2 protein-coding genes are annotated in these 19937 nt (G+C 60.8%); both read left to right on the top strand.

What is annotated here, in order from left to right:
- The first annotated feature begins 296 nt into the window (after nt 1-296).
- Nucleotides 297-1634 carry a TolC family outer membrane protein gene (locus NQ842_RS13185; RefSeq protein ID WP_043951626.1) on the top strand — a complete coding sequence of 446 codons (1338 nt, stop codon included), beginning with the start codon at nt 297-299 and terminating at the stop codon, nt 1632-1634.
- A 121-nt stretch (nt 1635-1755) separates the two neighbouring features.
- Nucleotides 1756-19761, top strand: a complete 18006-nt coding sequence (locus NQ842_RS13180; protein ID WP_257255934.1) for an Ig-like domain-containing protein — start codon at nt 1756-1758, stop codon at nt 19759-19761.
- The last annotated feature ends 176 nt before the right edge of the window (nt 19762-19937 follow it).

Genomic DNA, 19937 nt, shown 5'->3' with positions numbered 1-19937 from the left:
AAAGGCCATTTTTAAGACTTTGTCCAGAAACCCCATGATTTTTCTTATTTGTAACACCACGATAACATTGTGGGTGTAGTTGCTTATACCACATTTTGTTATGCTGCCAACCAGTTTAAGAAGTAAGTAAATTCTTAATTTTATATAGGACACAGAACGGCTCTCATCTCCAATGGAAATGGGTATAGGGAGCTTTTACCCAAAATTTACGACGGGGGGTGAGTAATATTTGTCTGAATATCTATACCTCTTTTTGGGTAAATGGTTGAACAACACGTAAACTCAGGGAGATATAAATGACGATATGGCGAAATTATAAATCGTTACGAATATCCGCAACGCTGATATTAATTTCGATAGGCATCAATACAGCCAATGCCAATAGCGGTGTGGTGGGTATTGCCCCGATTCCAAAGACAACGTTAAAAGAAAGTATCCTGTTTGCCATCGATCGCGATCCGTCGGTCAGCCAACAGGCGGCACAATTAGGTATTGGTCAGGCGCAAATAGATGAAGCGCGTAGCGGATGGATGCCGCAAATATCGCTGAACGGCAGTACAGGCCATAGCCAGACTACCGATTCCAGCGGGTCGCTGAGAAATTCCGCGGCCTGGGGATTGAGCCTCACGCAGCTTATCTATGACTTTGGAAAGACGAATAACAGTATCAGCCAGTCTTCTGCGCGACGTGATAGCTATCGTTACCAGCTGATGGAGACGCTCTCAGCGGTGGCGGAAAAAACCGCGCTGAGCTATGTGGAAGTCAAACGCTACAGCGATCTGTTAGAGGCGGCTAAAGAGAATGTTCAGGCCCTCAAAAACGTGGAGCAACTGGCGAAACTGCGCGCGGATGCGGGCGTAAGTTCAACCTCCGATGAACTGCAGACTCGCACACGGATCGCCGGAATGCAGGCGACGGTTGAACAGTACAGCGCCGCGTTAAACAGTGCCCGCGCCAGACTGGCGGTATTGACGGGCATGCAGGCTGAATCCTATTCACCGGTGCCTGCGAAGCTCGCCGTTGAACAGGATGCCGTTAACCAGATTGATTATTCACTGATACCGGCGGTGATGGCCGCGCAGAATATGGAACGTTCGGCCCAGTATGGCGTGGAAACCGCAAAATCTCAGCACTGGCCAACCTTAAGCCTGAAAGGAGGACGCACGCGTTATGAGTCCGATAACCGTTCTTACTGGGATGACCAGATACAGCTCAATATCGATGCGCCCCTTTATCAGGGGGGAGCCGTGTCCGCTCGCGTCCGTCAGGCTGAAGGGGCCAGGGCGATGGCGTCGTCTCAGGTCGATCAGGCGCGATTCGATGTGCTGCAAAAAGCCTCCGTCGCGCAGGCAGACTGGACCGGCGCGCGCGGAAGAATGGCCGCCGGAGCGTTACAGCTGGAGAGTGCGTTACGTGCGCGCGAGGTCTACCGAAATGAATATACCCTGAGCAAGCGCAGCATTAATGATTTGCTCAGCGTTGAACAGGACGTCTGGCAGGCCACCTCCGCGAAAATAATCGCGGAATATGATGGCTGGAGTTCGGCAATTAATTACGCTGCCGCTGTTGATAATCTTATGCCGCTTATTGGAATTGAGAAAAACGCTGCCGCAAAATTACCCGATTTGAGTTGAAAAAATACGCGCATTGTTGCGCGAAATAAGTCTGAAAATAATGGGTGAATTTTCCCAGGGATAGCTACATCCATCTGGTGGACATATCCACAGGAATCCGTGCACCTGCAAGGAGAGAAATATGAGTAACACTAAAGTTGTTGATGTCATCATTCGCAAAACGGCGGAGAAAACGAAATTAACCGGCGAAGGTAATCTGTCGGTCTCCATTTCATCGCCGAGCGTGATTGAAATCCAGGGTTCTGCTCAGGACGTGGTGCGTTACGTCCGCCAGGGAAAAGACCTCCTCATTTATATGAAAGATGGCAGCGTTATTCGCTGCAATAACTATTTTGTTGAAGATCCTGAAACCCATAACCAGTCCGAACTGGTATTTAACGATAATCAGGAATTAACACATATTTCTTTTGCCGATGCCGGGGAAGCGTCAGGCGTAGCCGTTACCGAATTGACCGCACAGGCCACACCAATCAGCAGCATTGAACCCTTCCTTGAGCAGGGCAGTTTGCTGAGCGATGCACCGTGGGGCTGGATTGCGGGGGCGGCATTAGGCGGCGGTGCCATCGGTGCACTGCTTGCGCACGGGGGTGATGGCGAAACAAAAACCAAAGTCATTGATAATACGAAAGACGTTGAGAGTGCAACGCCGACCTTTTTGCTCACCGATAACGCGGGTGACAAGCAGGGTGTGTTGAGTGCAAAAGCGATCACTGACGATAACACGCCAACCTTTAGCGGTACCGGCCAGCCGGGTGCGACCATTCAGATCAAAGACAGCAGCGGCAGCACCATTGCCAGCGCCATGGTCAGTAAAGAGGGGACCTGGACAGTACAACTTCCCACCCAGGCTGACGGGGAGCATACCTGGTCAGTGGTGCAGATCGACGGCAGTAAAACCACCTCCGCAGGTAGCATCACCGTGACCGTTGACACTGCCGAGGCGAGCGTAACGCTGGCAACAACGGCGGGCGATAACGTCATCAACGCTAGCGAGCAATCTGCAGGCTTTACGCTCTCGGGTGCCAGCAAAAACCTGGCGCAGGGAACGGAACTGACCGTCACGCTGAACGGCAAAACCTATACCGCGAACGTGGGCACCCATGGCGCATGGAGCGTGAAGGTCCCTGCCGCAGACGCGCAGGCGCTGGGCGACGGCACCTGGACGGTCAACGTGAGCGGCAAAGACGCGGCGGGTAATATCGTGAGCGGCAGTCAGACGATTGGCGTCGATACCGTTGCGCCTGCGCTCTCCGTGAACGCGATCGCGCAGGACAATATCATTAACGCCGCTGAACATAATCAGCCGCTGACGATTAACGGTAAAACCGATGCGGAAGCGGGCCAGATTGTGACGGTCACGCTGAACGGTAAAAATCACACGGCGACCGTGGGCAGCGACGGCACCTGGTCCGTCACGCTTCCTGCCGGTGAAGTACAGGCGATGGCTAACGGCGGACACACCCTGACGGTCAACGTCAGCGACAAAGCGGGTAACGGTTCTTCCACCACTGCCGATTTCACGGTTGATACCGCCGCTCCCGTTGTGACGATCAACACCGTCGCGGGTGACGACATTCTGAACACCAGCGAGCAGGGCCAGGCGCAGATTGTTTCCGGGAAGGCGAGCGGCGCGGCGGCAGGCGACGTGGTGACCGTGACCGTTGGCGGCCAGAGCTTTACCGGCGTGGTGCTTGCCGACGGCAGCTGGAGCGTCGGCGTGCCTGCCTCCGTCATCGGCGCACTCGGTGAGGGCAGCCACACGATTTCTGTCTCCGTCACTGATGCTGCGGGCAACACCGGCAGCGCGACGCACGGCGTGACGCTGAGCGGAAACCCGCCGGAATTCACGATTGACGCCATCAGCCAGGATAACGTCCTGAACGCGCAGGAGGCGATGCAGCCCCTGAGCCTGAGCGGCACCAGCAACCTGCCAAACGGCAGCGCCATCACCGTCACGTTAAACAACGTTGACTATCAGGCCACGGTTGAAAACGGTATCTGGACGGTTCAGGTACCGGTTTCTGACGTGCTGAATCTGGCGAACACCCTTTACACCGTGAGCGTCAGCGGCACCGACAGCGTGGGTAACAGCGGCTCTGCCGAGGCGAATCTGCTGGTGGACACCGTGCAGCCGCAGGTCATTATCAATACGTTTGCGGGCGACAACCTGGTCAATAACGCCGAAGCGGGCGTCGATCAAACCCTCAGCGGACGCGTTACCGGCGCGGCGGCAGGCGATACCGTCTCTGTCACCGTCGGCGGCAAGAACTACACCGCAACGGTTGGCAGCGATCTGACCTGGAGCGTGAAAATCCCGTCAGCGGATCTTCAGGCGTTCGGCGACGGCGATTTGACCTTCAGCGCCTCCGTCACTAACGCGCACGGCAATACCGGCACCGGCGAGCGTGATATCAATATCAACGCGGAGCTGCCGGGCCTGCGTGTGAACACCATTTCCGGCGATGACGTGATCAACGCCATTGAACAGCAGCAGGATCTGAGCGTCACCGGCTCCAGTACCCATCTGGCCGCGGGGACGCAGATTGTCGTCACCATCAACAACGTTGAGTACGTTACCGCGGTTAACGCCAGCGGCAACTGGCAGATCGGCGTTCCGGCGGCGGACCTGCAGGCCTGGACGGCGGGCGGCATGACGGTTAGCGTCAGCGCGGTAGATGCCTGGGGCAATACCGTTGCGGCTGAACACCCGATTGAACTCGATCTGAACGCCGTGGCGGTCACCATTGATACCGTCTCCGGCGACGACCTGCTGAACGCGGCGGAAAAAGGCGCGGACTTAACTCTTTCCGGCCAGACGCAGGGCGTGGAAGCGGGGCAGACCGTGGTGGTGAAATTCGCCGACCAGACCTTTACCGTGCAGGTGCAGCAGGACGGCTCCTGGAGCCTGACCGTGCCGGCCAGCGCCATGGAGACGCTGATCGACGGACGCGCGCAGGTCAGCGTCAGCGTGACGAACGTCAGCGGCAACAGCGCCGACGCGTCGCGCGTGGTGACCGTGGATACCTTACCGCCTTCCATTACGATCGATAACCTGACCGACGACAACATCATTAATGCGGCCGAAGCGCAGCAGGATCTGACCTTAAGCGGCAGCAGCAATGCTGAGGCGGGACAGACGGTTACCGTTACGCTGAATGGCAAGCACTATCAGACCACCGTCCAGAGTGACGGGACCTGGACGGTGAACGTACCGGCTGCGGATGTCGGCGCTCTGACCGACGGCACCGTCACGGTGACGGCAACCGTGAGTGACGTGGCGGGCAACAGCAGCAGCGCAGACCGCGTTGGGCTGGTGGATGCGACCGTCCCGCAGGTAACCATTAACGACTTTGTCACCGACACCAATACCGTTAACCAGCTCGCGCATTCACAGGCGCAGATCCTGAGCGGCTCCGTCACCGGTGCGGCAGCGGGCGATCGGGTGACCGTCACCATTAACAGCGTCGATTACACCACGGTGGTGGATGCGGCGGGGAACTGGAGCCTTGGCCTGCCCGCGTCCGTCGTGCAGGGTCTGACGGACGGTACCTGGACCATCGATGTCTCCGTGACCGACCGATCCGGCAATACCGGAAGCAGTTCACTGGATGTGGTGGTGAATACCGTGACGCCTGTTATCGCCATCAGCACGCTGGCGGCGGACGACGTGATTAACGCGACCGAGAAGGGTGAAGATCTGCTGCTCTCCGGCACAAGTAACCAGCCAGAAGGGACCAGCATCACCGTTAACCTGAACGGCATCAATTACAACGCCACTACTGACGCCAGCGGTAACTGGAGCGTGACCGTACCGGCCTCAGCCGTTAGCGCGCTGGGAGAAGCCCATTACACCGTGACGGCGAGCGTCACGGATAGCGTAGGCAACAGCGCCTCAACCTCACACGATGTGCTGGTGGACAGCTCGCTGCCGGTGGTGATGATCGACACCCTGGCGGGCGACAATATCGTTAACGCAGCGGAAGTGGCGGCAGGACAAACCCTGACCGGTAAGGTGACGAACGCGGCGTCAGGTGACACTGTCACTATTATCCTTGGCGGCCAGACGTATACCGCTACCGTGCAGGACGATCTCACCTGGAGCCTGCCGTTAAGCGAGAGCCAGCTTACCGCGCTCGGCAACGGCGACCTCACCGTATCCGCCAGCGTGACCAACGCGCACGGCAATACCGGCTCCTCTTCTCTCGACTTCAACATCGACGCCCAGCTCCCGGGATTGCGGATTGATACCGTCGCAGGTGATGACGTGATTAACGTGATTGAACACGCGCAGAACCTGATTGTGTCTGGTACCAGTAGCGATCTGGCGGCGGGCAGCACCGTGACCGTGACCATCAACGGCAAAGATTATTCCGCAACGGTACTGGCGGACGGCACCTGGCAGGCGGCGGTGCCGGCGGCCGACGTGTCCCAGTGGGCGGACGGTTCGCTGGATATCAAGGCAAGCGCGCAGGATGCCTCCGGCAACCCGGTGGCTATCGGGACCATCGTGGACGTCGATCTCGCGCCTGTCGCCATCACCATCAGCAGCGTGACCGACGATAACGTGCTCAACGCGGCGGAAAAAGGCCAGGACCTGGTGCTTTCCGGCACCACGTCCAACGTTGAGGCGGGTCAGACCGTAACCATCACCTTCGCGGGTAAAACCTATACCACGACGGTGGATGCCAACGGCGACTGGACCTGGACCGTACCGTCAGCTGATTTGAGCAGCCTGAAAGACGGCGACGCCAGCGTGCAGGTCAGCGTCACCAACGTGAACGGCAACGCGGCGTCTTCGGCGCAGGAATTCAGCGTCGATACCACCGCGCCGACGGTGGCCATCAACACTATCAGCAATGACAATATGCTGAACGCGGCAGAGGCGGCGCAGGATCTGACCCTGAGCGGCACCTCTACTGCCGAAGCAGGCCAGACGGTCACCGTGACCTTCAACGGCAATCAGTACACCGCGCAGGTGCAGGCGGACGGCAGCTGGACGCTCGACGTTCCGGCGGCGGATATGGCAGGCATCACCGACGGCAGCGCGGCGGTAACGGCGAGCGTGTCCGATAAGGCAGGCAACCCGGCCAGCGCGGGCTCCTCGGTGCTGGTCGACACCACCGTACCGCAGATTTCATTCAACATCGTTGCGGGCGACGACGTCGTGAATATTGCCGAGCACGGCCAGGCGCTGATCGTCTCCGGCAAGGTGACGGGCGCGCAGGCGGGCGACGTGATTACCCTGAGCCTGAACGGCAAAGAGTACACCGCCATGCTGGATGCGTCCGGCAGCTGGAGCGTGGGCGTTCCGGCGACGGACGTGGGCGCGCTGGTTAACGGCGAGCAGACGATTTCCGCTACCCTCACCGATAAAGCCGGCAACAGCACTACGGCGACGCACGAGTTTGACGTCTCCCTGACCGCGCCGGTGGTTGCCATCAATACCCTGGCGGTTGACGACGTGATCAACGCGACCGAGAAAGGTCAGGATCTGCTGGTGTCCGGCACCAGCAACCAGCCGGACGGCACCACCATTACGGTGACCCTGAACGGCATCAACTATACCGCCACCACCGACGCCAGCGGCAACTGGAGCGTGACCGTTCCGGCTGCTCACGTGTCGGCTCTGGGGGAAGCGAACTACAGCGTGACGGCGAGCGTAACCGACACCGCAGGCAACAGTGCAAACACCAGCCATAACGTGCTGGTCGACAGCGCGCTGCCGCAGGTGTCCATCAACCCTGTTGCCACGGACGATGTCATTAACGCAGCGGAAGTGGCTGCCGGGCAGACCCTGAGCGGCAAAGTGAGCGGCGCGGCGAGCGGTGACACTGTCACTGTTTCAGTCGGCGGCAATACCTATACCGCGACGGTTCAGGACGATCTGAGCTGGTCGGTCAACGTGCCGTCCACGGTCTTAACCGCCATCGGTAACGGCGAACTGACGGTGTCAGCCAGCGTCACCAACGGCCACGGCAACACCGGAACTGGCGAGCGCGACATTACTATTGACGCCAACCTGCCGGGCCTGCGCGTCGATACTGTGGCGGGCGATGATGTGATCAACAGCATCGAACACGCGCAAAACCTGATTATTACCGGCTCCAGCGACGGGCTGGCGAGCGGGTCTGCGCTGACGGTCACCGTCAACGGTAAAACCTACGCGGCTACCGTGCTGGCGGATGGCACCTGGACGGCGGCCATTCCGGCGGCAGACGTCAGCGCGCTGAATGCGGGCACGGTCACCGTGACCGTGGAAGGCCAGAGCGCGGCGGGCAATCCGGTTTCCATCAGCCACGACGTGAAGGTGGATCTGGCGACCGTTGCCATCAGCATCAACGCCATCGCCACCGACGACGTGATTAACGCGGCAGAGAAAGGCGCGGACCTGGTGCTGTCCGGCTCGACCACCAATGTGGAAGAAAACCAGACCGTTACCATCACTTTCGGCGGCAAGTCGTACACCGCGACGGTCGATGCCAGCGGCAACTGGACGGCGACCGTACCGTCCGCCGATTTGGGCAGCCTGACGGACGGCGATGCCAGCGTGCAGGTGAGCGTCACCAACGTGAACGGCAACAGCGCGTCGGCAGGCCGCGAGTACAGCGTGGACGCCACCGCGCCGACGGTGTCTATTGAAATTGTCAGCGACAACAACATCATCAATGCGGCCGAAGCGCAGCAGGATCTGGTCGTTAACGGCGTGACCAACGCCGAAGCGGGCCAGACCGTCACCGTGACCCTGAACGGCGTGGACTACACCACCACCGTACAAACGAACGGCAGCTGGAGCGTGACCGTGCCGTCTGCAGACGTGGGCGCGATTACCGACGGCAACTACACCATCAGTGCCGCCGTCTCCGATAAAGCGGGTAACCCGGCCTCTGCGGATCGCGATGTGCTGGTGGATACCACAGTGCCACAGCTGACCATTAACACCGTGTCCGACGACGATGTGATCAACAGCGCCGAGCATGCGCAGGCGCTGATTGTCACGGGTTCCGTAACCGGCGCGGCGGCGGGCGACGTGGTCACCGTTACCCTCAACGGCAAATCCTACACCGCCACCCTGGATGCCTCAGGCAACTGGAGCGTGGGCGTGCCTGCGGCGGACGTCACCGCGTTGGCGGCCGGGGATTACACCATTACCGCGGCGCTGACCGATAAAGCGGGCAACAGCAACAGCGCCACGCACGGCGTGGAGGTGAACCTGACCGCGCCGGTACTGACCATTGACACCGTTTCCGGTGACGATGTGATCAACAACACCGAGAAAACCCAGGACCTGACGATCTCCGGTACGGCTTCCGGCCTGGCGACAGGCGCAGTGGTGACCGTGATGCTGAACGGCAAAGCGTACAGCGCGATGGTCGACAGCAACGGGAAATGGACGACTACCGTTCCTGCAGATCAGGTCGGCGCGTTGGGTGAAGCGTTGTACACCGTTACCGCATCGGCAACGGACAGCGTCGGCAACAGCAGCAGCACGTTGCACACCGTGAACGTGGAATCCGTTCTGCCGGGGGTGATCATCAATACCGTCGCGGGTGACGACGTCATTAACGCAGCGGAAGTGGCCTCAGGTCAGACCATCAGCGGTAAGGTGGTGAATGCCGAAGCAGGCAACACCGTGACCGTGACGATTGGCGGCAACACCTGGACCGCAACGGTGCAGAACGATCTGACCTGGTCCGTCGATGTGCCGGAATCGGTCCTGACGGCGCTGGGTAACGGCGAACTGACGGTGAGCGCCAGCGTGACCAACAATGTGGGCAACAGCGGCTCCGCTGAGCGCGATATTGCCATCGACGCCAGCCTGCCGGGTCTGCGCGTGGACACCGTTGCGGGCGATGATGTGATCAACACCATCGAACACGGTCAAAACCTGATTGTGACCGGATCCAGCGATGGCCTGACCGCAGGTACCACCTTGACCGTCACCGTAAACGGTAAAACGTATCCGGCGACCGTGCTGGCCGACGGCACCTGGAACGCGGCGATCCCGGCAGCGGATGTCGGCGCACTGGCTGCAGGAACGGTCACCGTGACCGTTGAAGGGCAAAGCAGCGCAGGTAACCCGGTGTCCATCAGTCACAACGTGACGGTGGATCTGGCAAATGTTGCCATCAGCATCGACGCCATTGCCACAGACGATGTGATTAACGCAGTTGAAAAGGGCGCGGATCTGGTGCTCTCCGGCAGCACCAGCAACGTGGAAGAAAACCAGACCGTCACGATCACCTTCGCTGGCAAGCTCTACACTGCAACCGTGGGTGCTGACGGTAAATGGACCGCCACGGTGCCAGCGGCCGATCTGACTGGCCTGAAGGACGGCGGTGCCAGCGTGCAGGTGAGCGTCACCAACGACAATGGCAACAGTGCCTCTGCGGGGCGCGAGTACAGCGTGGACACCACCGCGCCGTCCGTGACCATTAATACGATTGCCCTGGACGACATCCTCAACGCCACGGAGGCACAATCTGACCTGGCGATCTCCGGTACCAGCACCGCCGAAGCGGGACAGACGGTAACCGTATCGCTGAACGGCAAGGACTACACCGCAACGGTCGGTTCAGACGGTCACTGGATGCTGAACGTCCCGGCAGCGGATCTGGCGGCGCTCAGCGACGGCAGCGTGACCGTCACCGCATCGGTCAGCGACAAGGCGGGTAACCCGGCGTCGGTTGATCATAATCTGACGGTGGACATGACCGTTCCGGTGGTGACCATCAATACCATTGCCGGTGACGACGTGATTAACGTGGCCGAGCACGCGCAGGCGCAGATCGTCAGTGGCTCCGCCACCGGTGCGGCACCGGGTGATAAAGTCACCGTCACGATTGGCGGCCAGACTTACACCACCGTGCTGGACGCGGCGGGCAACTGGAGCGTGGGCGTACCGGCGAGCGTGATTTCCGGCCTCAGCGACGGCACAGTGACCGTCACGGCGTCAGTCACTGACACGGCGGGCAACACCGGTTCCGGCAGCCACAACGTGACCGTTGATACCGGCCTGCCTTCAGTCAATTTCAACGCTATCAGCGATGACAACGTCCTGAACGCGGTGGAGAAAGGTCAGGATCTGAACGTCAGCGGCACCAGCGCCAACCTGGCGGAAGGTACCGTGGTGACCGTGACCCTGAACGGTAAAAACTACACGGCCACCACGGCAGCGGACGGCACCTGGAGCCTGACGGTTCCGGCCGCCGATCTGGCGGGGCTGGGTCAGGCGAACTACACCCTGAATGCGACCGCCACCAACGGCGTGGGCAACAGCGTGAGCAACAGTGCGAACCTGCTGGTCGACACTGCGCTGCCGACCGTCACCATCAACACCGTGGCGGGCGATAACGTCATTAACGCAGCGGAAGTGGCGGCAGGCCAGACGATCAGCGGTACCGTGGCGAATGCCGAAGCGGGTAATACCGTAACCGTGACGATTGGCGGCAACAGCTACACCGCGACGGTGCAGAGCGATCTGAGCTGGTCCGTGAACGTGCCGTCCGACGTCCTGACCGCGCTGGGCAACGGCAGCCTGAGCGTCACCGCGACCGTTACCAACGGCCACGGCAATACCGGCTCTGGCGCACGCGACATCACTATCGACGCCAACCTGCCGGGCCTGCGTGTGGACACCGTGGGGGGCGATGATGTGATCAACACCATCGAGCACAACCAGAACCTGATTATCACCGGCTCCAGCGACGGGCTTACCCCTGGCACCGCGCTGACTGTGACCGTCAACGGGAAAGACTATTCCGCAACGGTGCTGGCGGACGGCACCTGGAGCGCGGCGGTCCCGGCGGCGGATGTGAGCACGTGGCCGGAAGGCACCGTGAAGATCAGCGTCACCGGCGACAGTACGGCGGGTAACCCGATTACCATCAGCCATGATGTCACCGTGGATCTGGCAACGGTGGCCATCAGCATCAACGCCATTGCCACCGACGACGTGATTAACGCGGCGGAGAAGGGCGCGGATCTGGTGCTGTCTGGCGCCACCACCAACGTAGAAGCCGGGCAGACCGTCACCCTGAGCATGGGCGGTAAAATCTATACCGCGCAGGTCGATGCCGACGGCAACTGGACCGCAACCGTGCCAGCGGCGGATCTGGCGGGCCTGAAGGATGGCGACGCCAGCGTGCAGGTGAGCGTCACCAACGTCAACGGCAACAGCGCCTCGGCGGGCCGTGAGTACAGCGTGGATGCCACCGCGCCGTCCGTGACCATCAACACCCTGGCGACGGACGACATCCTCAACGCCACGGAAGCACAGACTGACCTGACCGTCTCCGGTACCAGCACCGCAGAAGCGGGCCAGACGGTGACCGTGAGCCTGAACGGCAAGGACTACACCGCAACGGTCAGTTCAGACGGTCACTGGACGCTGAACATCCCGGCAGCGGATCTGGCGGCGCTCAGCGATGGCAGCGTGACCGTCACCGCATCGGTCAGCGACAAGGCGGGTAACCCGGCGTCGGTTGATCATAATCTGACGGTGGACATGACCGTTCCGGTGGTGACCATCAATACCATTGCCGGTGACGACGTGATTAACGTGGCCGAGCACGCGCAGGCGCAGATCGTCAGTGGCTCCGCCACCGGTGCGGCACCGGGTGATAAGGTCACCGTCACCATTGGCGGCCAGAGCTACACCACCGTGCTCGACGCGGCGGGCAACTGGAGCGTGGGCGTACCCGCCAACGTTATTTCTGGCCTCAGCGACGGCACAGTGACCGTCACGGCGTCCGTCACTGACGCGGCGGGCAATACCGGTTCCGGCACCCATAGCGTGACTGTGGACACCGGTCTGCCTTCAGTCAATTTCAACGCTATCAGCGATGACAACGTCCTGAACGCGGTGGAGAAAGGCCAGGATCTGAGCATCAGCGGCACCAGCGCCAACCTGGCGGAAGGTACCGTGGTGACCGTGACCCTTAACGGTAAAACCTACGCGGCCACGACGGCGGCGGACGGCACCTGGAGCCTGACGGTTCCGGCCGCCGATCTGGCGGGGCTGGGTCAGGCGAACTACACCCTGAATGCGACCGCCACCAACGGCGTGGGCAACAGCGTGAGCAACAGTGCGAACCTGCTGGTCGACACTGCGCTGCCGACCGTCACCATCAACACCGTGGCGGGCGACAACGTCATCAACGCGGCGGAAGTGGCGGCAGGCCAGACCATCAGCGGTATCGTGGCGAACGCCGAAGCGGGCAATACCGTAACGGTTTCCATCGGGGGCAATAATTACACCGCGACGGTGCAAAGCGATCTGAGCTGGTCTGTTAACGTCCCATCCGACGTCCTGACCGCGCTCGGCAACGGCGACCTGACGGTATCAGCGACCGTTACCAACGGCCACGGCAACACCGGTGCGGGCGAACGCGATATCACCATCGACGCCAACCTGCCGGGTCTGCGTGTGGACACCGTGGCGGGCGACGATGTCATCAACAGCATCGAGCATGGCCAGAACCTGATCGTCTCCGGCTCCAGCGACGGGCTGGCGGCGGGCACAACGCTCACCGTGACCCTGAATGGCAAAACCTATGCGGCTTCGGTGCTGGCCGACGGCACCTGGAGTGCGGCGATCCCGGCGGCAGACGTCGGGGCCCTGGCGGCCGGTACGGTCACCGTGACCGTGGCAGGCCAGAGTACCGCGGGTAACCCGGTCTCCATTAACCACGATGTGAACGTGGATCTGACAGCGGTTGCCATCAGCATCAACGCCATTGCCACCGACGACGTGATTAACGCGGCCGAGAAAGGTGCGGATCTGGTGCTCTCCGGTAGCACCAGCAACGTGGAAGAAAACCAGACCGTTACCATCACCTTTGGCGGCAAGTCTTACACCGCCACCGTCGATGCCGACGGCAACTGGACCGCCACCGTGCCGTCCGCGGATCTCGCGGGCCTGAAAGACGGCGATGCCAGCGTGCAGGTGAGCGTCACCAACGCGCACGGCAACAGCGCGTCCGCAGGGCGTGAGTACAGCGTGGATGCCACCGCGCCAGGCGTCACCATTGATACGGTTGCAGGCGATAACGTCATCAATGGTAGCGAAGCATCCTCTGGCGTGACGGTCTCCGGCACGACCACGGCGGAAGCCGGGCAGACGGTCACCGTGACGCTGGGTGGCAACAGCTATACCGCCCAGGTACAACCGGGCGGCACCTGGAGCGTCAACGTGCCATCCGCGGATCTGTCCGCACTGGCTGATAATGGCTATACGGTGCAGGTGAGCGTCAGCGATACGGCGGGTAACCCGGGCAGCGCGAGTAAAGCGATTACGCTGGATACCACGCCGCCGACCGTCAGCTTTAACGTCGTGGCGGGCGATGACGTGATCAACAGCGTTGAACATGCGCAGGCGCAGATCGTCAGCGGCACCGCAACCGGCGCGAATGTCGGCGATAAGGTGGTTATCACCATCGGTTCGAACCAGTACACCACCACCGTCGATGCCAGCGGTAACTGGAGCGTGGGCGTTCCGGCCAGCGTGATTTCCGCACTGACCGACGGCACCGTGACCCTCAGCGCAACCATTACCGACAGCGCGGGCAACAGTAGCACCCAGACCCACGACGTGGTGGTGAACACCGCCTCCGTGGCGCTGACGGTGAACACCGTTAGCGATGACGATGTCATCAACGCGGCGGAAGCCGGTTCGTCACTGGTGATTAACGGCTCCAGCGCCCAGTTCGCCAGCGGCACGCAGGTTACCGTGACGCTGAACGGCAAGAGCTATACGGCCAGCATCCAGAGCGACGGCAGCTGGAGCACCACTGTACCGGCGGCCGACGTGGGGGCACTGGCGGATGGCGCGCGCTATCAGGTTTCTGTTTCGGCGCAGGACAGCGCGGGCAACAGCGCGTCGGCAACGCACAGCATCAGCGTGGACACCACTGCGCCGGTGGTGAGCATTGCCACGCTGTCGGGCGACGACGTGCTGAACGCAGCGGAAGCGCAGCAGCCGCTGACCGTCCACGGCTCCTCCAGCGCGGAAGCGGGCCAGAGCGTCACCGTCACGCTGGGCGGCAAAACCTACACGGCCACGGTGGCCAACGACGGTACCTGGACGCTGGATGTTCCGGCCGCTGACCTGGCTGCACTCAACCAGGGCGCGCTGACGGTGACCGCGTCGGTCAATGATAAAGCGGGTAACAGCGGCCAGACCACGCACACCTTAACGGTGGACACCGTCGCGCCAACGGTAACTATCAGCACCGTTGCGGATGACGATATCGTCAACAACGCCGAGCAGCTGGCGGGGCAGACCATCCGTGGCACCACCACGGCGGAACAGGGCCAGATGGTGACGGTCTCCTTCAACGGTCACAGCTATCAGGCGACCGTCGCGGCAGACGGTTCGTGGTCGGTCTTCGTGCCGGGTCGTGATTTCCTCGGCCTGAGCGACGGGGATTACACCATCACCGCCACGGTAAGCGATAAGGCGGGCAACCCGGGCAGCGCCACGCATGATGTCACTCTGAACGGCGATGTCCCAACCATCACCATTAACACCTTTGCGCAGGACGATATCGTCAACGCCGCCGAGCACGGCACGCCGCTGACTGTCAGCGGCACCACCGACGCCCCGGCGGGCCAGACGGTGACCATTACGCTGAACGGTAAAACCTATACGGCGACTGTGCAGAATGACGGCAGCTGGCGCTATACGGTCGGCAGCGCAGACGTGAGCGCGCTGGCGGACGGTGGTTCGTACGTGATTAACGCGCAGGTCAGCAATACCATAGGCAACAGCGCCAGCGATAACCACACCGTGACCGTCGATCTGACCGCGCCGTCGATGGGAATTTCGATTGATTCCCTGCAAAACGACACCGGTTTGAGCGCGACTGATTTCATCACCAACGACAGCCACGTTGTGGTCAACGGCTCCCTGACCGCGCAGCTCGGCAACAACGAGAAGGCGCAGATCAGCCTGGACGGTGGGGCCACGTGGAGTGATCTGAGCGTGACCGGCACAACCTGGCGCTATACCGACGGCCGCACCCTGACCGACGGTACGTACCAGTACCAGGTACGTGTTGTCGATAACGCGGGCAACGTGGGGGCAACGGATAGCCAGGACGTGGTGATTGATCTGACCGCGCCTGCGGCCACGACGATCACGGTTGATTCCATCACCCAGGATACTGGTCTGTCCGGCAGCGACTTTATCACCAGCGACACGCAGATCAGCCTGAAAGGGACGCTGGGCGCGGCGCTGGGCAGCGGTGACCATGCACAGATTAGCCTCGACGGCGGCCTGACCTGGACCGACGTCAGCGTCAGCGGTTTGAGCTGGACCTATGTGGATGGCCGTACGCTGGTAGACGGGGATTACAACTACCAGCTGCGCGTCATTGACGATGCGGGGAACATCAGTGCCACCGCCAGCCAGGTGGTGACCATTGATACGGTTGCACCTGACGCCAGCAAAACGATCGCCATCGACAGCATCAGTGACGATACCGGTCTGAGCAGCAGCGACTTTATCACTAACGATACGTCCCTGACGCTGCACGGCTCGCTCGGCGCAACGCTGGCCGACGGGGAATACGCGCAGATCAGCATCGACGGCGGCGTGACCTGGCAGAACGTCATCGTGACCGGCAACAGCTGGTACTACGTGGACGGTCGCACGCTGGGTAACGCCACCTATGACTACTATGTTCGCGTGGTCGATGCCGCCGGTAACGTAGGCGCCAGCGCCCATCAGCAGGTCACCGTCGACACGGTGGCCCCGGATGCGGCAATTACGGTGAGCGTGGATAACATCACCGTCGATACCGGCTTCGACAACAACGACTTCCTGACCAGTTCGACCTCGTACACCCTGCACGGCACGCTCGGTGCGGAGCTGGGGGCGGGTGAGTACGTTCAGGTGAGCATGGATGGCGGCACTACCTGGGTCTACGCCACCGTGAGCGGCACGCAGTGGAGCTATAACGATACGCGTACCCTGACCGACGGTAGCTACAACTACCAGGTGCGGGTTGTTGACCAGGCGGGTAACGTCGGAGCAACCACCTCGCAGGCGGTGACGGTGGATACCCAGGCGCCGCAGTACGGCGTCACCATCGACAGCATCAGCGAGGATACCGGGCAGTCCGGCAGTGATTTCATCACCATGGACACCACGCTGACCATCAACGGTTCGCTGGGCAGCGCGCTGGCGAGCGACGAGCGGGTGCAGATCAGCCTCGACGGCGGCAATACGTGGATTGACACCACGGTGACGAACCAGCGCTGGAGCTACACCGATACCCGCGATCTGCCTGACGGGGATTACACCTACCAGGTACGAATTATCGACCAGGCAGGCAACGTTGGCTCCACCGCGTCGCAGGTGGTGACGGTGGATACTACGCCGCCAACCACCGTGGGTAGCGTGGTGAGCTACACCGACGGTGAAGGCGAGCGTCAGGGCACTTACGGCGCGTCGGTGGCGACGGATGATACCTCGCCGCTGATCAACGGTACGCTGAACCGCGCCCCGGACGACGGCGAAATCGTGCAGCTCTATCGCGACGGCATTCTGCTCGGTCAGGTGACCATGAACGGCAGCGCGAGCTGGTCCTTCCAGGACAACGGCCTGAGCGATGGCAACCACACCTACATTGTGCGCGTCACCGATAAAGCCGGTAACTACACGGAATCGGACGGGTTTGTGCTGAACGTCGATACCCGTGTGCCGACCACCACGGCGGCAATTACCGCCCAGACCACCTCCGATACCACGCCGATTGTCAGCGGTACGGTCTCCGCAGACCTGGTGAACGGGGAATATCTGGTGGTGATTGTGAACGGTAAAACCTACACCTCCCAGACGGGCGGTGCGGTCGTCGTCGACCCGGATCATAACACCTGGTATCTGCAGATCCCGGACAGCGATGCGCTGGGCGTGGCGAGCTATAGCGTCACAGCACAGGTGAAGAGCAGCGCGGGCAACGGTAACACCACCGGTATTGCCAATGGCAGCCTGGTGATTGATACCACCACCGTGAATACCGACTGGGCGACCACGGCGGGGAACAGCAACAACTCCACCATGACCGTCGGCACGAACAGCAGTGGCCTGTGGAATATCATTGCTAACGGCCAGTCTTACTCCAGCAGCGATAGCTCGACCTATGCTGGCAATACGCTGACCAACACCCGCGGCTATTACGTGGTGAGCCAGACCGCCGCTGACTTCGACCGTAACGGCACGCAGGATATCTTCGCGACGGAAAATACCTACGCGGGCTCTACGCAGGTGATGTGGACCTACGATGGCAGCACCTATAACGCCAGCCAGCTGGCGATGGGCACCACCATCTGGTACGGCGGCGTGATTGCGTACGACAAAACCGGGGATGGCTATCTGGATCTGGCGTATGGCGATGCCGGTATGGACTCATTGACCTATCTGGTGAACAACAACGGCGTCCTGTCGCCAGATGGCACCGGCGGTGAAGGCGGGTTCTACGGTCAGTTTGACTCCGGGCGTGAAATCTCGGGCGTTGACCTGAATAACGACGGTACGGTGGATATTGTTCAGCACACCAACCGCAGCGGCGCGTACTCGTTAACCGTGATCAACAACAACGGCAACGGCACGCTCTCCATTGGCCAGAACCTGACCAACGTATTTGTGGTGAACGGGGCAAATACCACCACGGCGGCGTCCATGACGTGGGCGGACTTCAACGGCGATGGCTACATGGATCTGTACCTGGGCAGCAGCTACAACAACACCGGTGGGGTGATTTACTACAACAATGGCGCAGGACAGCTGTCCACGACCAAGAGCGCGGTTGAAGCCTCTAACGCCACGGCGGGGTACCTGTCGGTGGCGGTGGACTGGAACGGTGACGGGCAGATGGACATCATCAAGCTCAGCACCTACGGCGGCTCGCAGACGGCGACTCTGTTCACCAACAACGGCTACGGCTCAAGCTGGACATCAGGCCAGCTGGCGTCCGGTATTGCTTACGCGACCGGCGTGGCCGCGGTGGATTACAACTGGGACGGCGCGCAGGATCTGCTGGTGTCGCAGCAGAATGGCAAGGTGGTGCTGGTACAAAACAGCAAAACCATTGCCGACGGCACCGCGATGCACCTGCACATTGTCGACAGCGAGGGCATCAACGCCTACTACGGCAACACGGTCAACCTGTACAACGCCGCGGGCGTACTGGTGGCGTCGCAGATCATCAATGCCCAGTCCGGTATCGGCTCGAACGATACCTCTGCCCTGGTGAGTTTCTACGGACTGGATCCGAACGAGACCTACTCGGCAGAGATCGTCAAGATCACCAACGGCGTGTCGGATAACGTCACCTGGAACGGTCTGGAAGCGGGTAACGGCAAAGAGGGCTATGTCCTGACGGCCGAAGCGGCGACCGGCGGCCACAGCGGGACGATCACCGGGACCGGGTATAACGACACCTTTATCGCAGAGGACGGCACCTATACCTATAACGGCTCCGGCGGCTGGAATACCCATTCCGACTACGACACCTGGAGCAATACCGGTGGGATGGATGTGGTGGATTATCGTAACGCGACGTCCGGCATTACCGTCGATTTACGCCTCTCCACGGCGCAGGACACCGGGTTTGGCACCACACGGTTGTTGAACATTGAAGGGATCAACGGCTCGGACTTCGACGACGTCATTACCGGCAACAGCGGTGATAACCAGTTCGAAGGCCGCGGCGGGAACGACACCTTCAACATCGGCAGCGGCGGTCACGATACGTTGCTCTACAAGCTGATCAACGCAACGGATGCGACGGGCGGTAACGGTCACGACGTGGTGAACGGCTTTACGGTCGGCACCTGGGAAGGGACGGCGGACACGGATCGTATTGACCTGCGCGACCTGCTCTCCGGCAGCGGCTATACCGGCACCGGCTCGGCGAGCTACGTGAACGGCGTGGCCACGCTGGACAGCAGCGCGGGCAATATCAGCGATTACATCCGCGTGGTGCAGAACGGCAGCAACACCGAGATCCAGGTGGACCTCGATGGGACGGGCGGCCAGTTCTCGCCAACCGCCCTGGTGACGCTGAACGGCGTGCAGACGGATCTGGCGACGCTGCTGGCGAACCATCAGCTGTTAATTGCGTAAAAACAACGCCGCGGGGAGCGATCCTCGCGGCTTTTTGCGTTTCTTTACATGAATAGCCATAACCCTATATTTCACAAGATTATTTTGCGGGCTCGTTTAGAAAGTGTTCGATTCTTAACCATCCCGTGAAGGTATCATTTCAGTGCGAAATTATCGCCCTGAACAGGACGTAGCAT

The organism is Enterobacter cloacae complex sp. R_G8 (assembly GCF_024599795.1).
In the GTDB taxonomy this organism is placed as follows: domain Bacteria; phylum Pseudomonadota; class Gammaproteobacteria; order Enterobacterales; family Enterobacteriaceae; genus Enterobacter; species Enterobacter dissolvens.
This window is presented reverse-complemented; position numbering and strand designations above follow the sequence as displayed.